Source organism: Aeribacillus composti, from assembly GCF_007827555.1.
In the GTDB taxonomy this organism is placed as follows: Bacteria; Bacillota; Bacilli; order Bacillales; family Aeribacillaceae; genus Aeribacillus; species Aeribacillus composti.
In genome coordinates this window covers 1-1310 of sequence record NZ_VISS01000077.1, presented here as the reverse complement: position 1 = coordinate 1310, position 1310 = coordinate 1, and the positions used below count along the sequence as shown (strand labels likewise).

The 1310-nt window shown below is 46.6% G+C and carries 1 protein-coding gene, 5 tRNA genes and 1 rRNA gene; all 7 read right to left on the bottom strand.

Annotated features, from left to right (window positions below; translation table 11 throughout):
- Window positions 1-23: 23 nt before the first annotated feature.
- Window positions 24-95: transfer RNA gene (locus FB379_RS18355), tRNA-Gly, on the bottom strand.
- A gap of 6 nt (window positions 96-101) precedes the next feature.
- Window positions 102-184 (bottom strand) — tRNA-Leu (locus FB379_RS18350).
- Between the two features lie 7 nt (window positions 185-191).
- A tRNA-Lys gene (locus tag FB379_RS18345) sits at window positions 192-267 on the bottom strand.
- Between the two features lie 327 nt (window positions 268-594).
- Window positions 595-777 (bottom strand): hypothetical protein, encoded by a 183-nt coding sequence (locus FB379_RS18340; RefSeq protein ID WP_082829644.1) that lies wholly within the window; start codon window positions 775-777, stop codon window positions 595-597.
- A gap of 91 nt (window positions 778-868) precedes the next feature.
- A tRNA-Thr gene (locus FB379_RS18335) sits at window positions 869-941 on the bottom strand.
- 154 nt (window positions 942-1095) lie between these two features.
- Window positions 1096-1171: transfer RNA gene (locus FB379_RS18330), tRNA-Val, on the bottom strand.
- A gap of 22 nt (window positions 1172-1193) precedes the next feature.
- Window positions 1194-1309, bottom strand: a 5S ribosomal RNA gene (gene rrf, locus FB379_RS18325).
- Window position 1310 lies beyond the last annotated feature (1 nt).

The window sequence follows — 1310 nt, the reverse complement described above, 5'->3', positions numbered from 1 at the left end:
ATTCCGCCACCCCGGCAGAGAAAAGCGGAAGACGGGATTCGAACCCGCGACCCCCACCTTGGCAAGGTGGTGTTCTACCACTGAACTACTTCCGCATATGATGCGGGTGGAGGGACTTGAACCCCCACGCCATAAAGGCGCTAGATCCTGATTCTAGTGCGTCTGCCAATTCCGCCACACCCGCGTCAAAATGGTGAGCCATGGAGGATTCGAACCTCCGACCCTCTGATTAAAAGTCAGATGCTCTACCGACTGAGCTAATGGCTCATAAAAAATTTTTTTCTCCTAATCCATTTTTCATTTGTCAGATGTCCCTTCCTCTGCCAGTCTTTTCGAGGATGTTGGATGCGTCGGGACAACTCGTCGCTTATTCGATGAAGCCTTGCTCGTTGCTCTACCGACTGAGCTAATGGCTCATAAAAAACTTATTCTTCTAATTCATTTTAAATTTGTCAGATGTCCCTTCCTCTGCCAGTCTTTTCGAGGATGCTGGATGCGTCGGGACAACTCGTCGCCTATTCGATGAAGCCTTGCTCGTTGCTCTACCGACTGAGCTAATGGCTCATAAAAAATTTTTTTCTTCTAATCCATTTTTCATTTGTCAGATGTCCCTTCCTCTGCCAGTCTTTTCGAGGATGTTGGATGCGTCGGGACAACTCGCCGCTTATTCGACGAGGCTTTGCTCGTTGCACTACCTGCTGAGCAATGGCTCATGATCAAAAATATTTTTTCAGCTGTCTCTTCTGTCTTAACTATTGGGAAAACGATCAATGACATCAGGGCAAAACAACCTGCCACAAATTTGATGAAGCATTGCTTGTCTGACAACTGATTGAAAGACATATTCATAATAAAACAACTAAAATGATGCCGGCGAGAGGAATCGAACCCCCAACCTACTGATTACAAGTCAGTTGCTCTGCCAATTGAGCTACACCGGCATAATAACAACTTCAATACTCAGTTTTTGCCTTTGCTTAAATTGTTATTCCAATGAAAGTAAGCTTGCTTAAGAAGAATCTCAATGTAGTACGCTGAAGTATAATCAAAGAAGACAGAACATGCTCTCCAATTGAGCTGCACGAGCATGCAAGATGGTGGAGGATGACGGGATCGAACCGCCGACCCCTTGCTTGTAAGGCAAGTGCTCTCCCAGCTGAGCTAATCCTCCTAAAAACAATTAAATAAAGGCAGCCTGGCAGCGTCCTACTCTCACAAGGGACAAACCCTCACTACCATCGGCGCTGAAGAGCTTAACTTCCGTGTTCGGGATGGGAACGGGTGTGACCTCTTCGCCATTGCCACCAAGC

What these genes read in the sequence shown, in the direction of transcription:
- FB379_RS18340 (WP_082829644.1), bottom strand. Translation starts at nt 777, where the DNA reads ATGTCATTGATCGTTTTCCCAATAGTTAAGACAGAAGAGACAGCTGAA.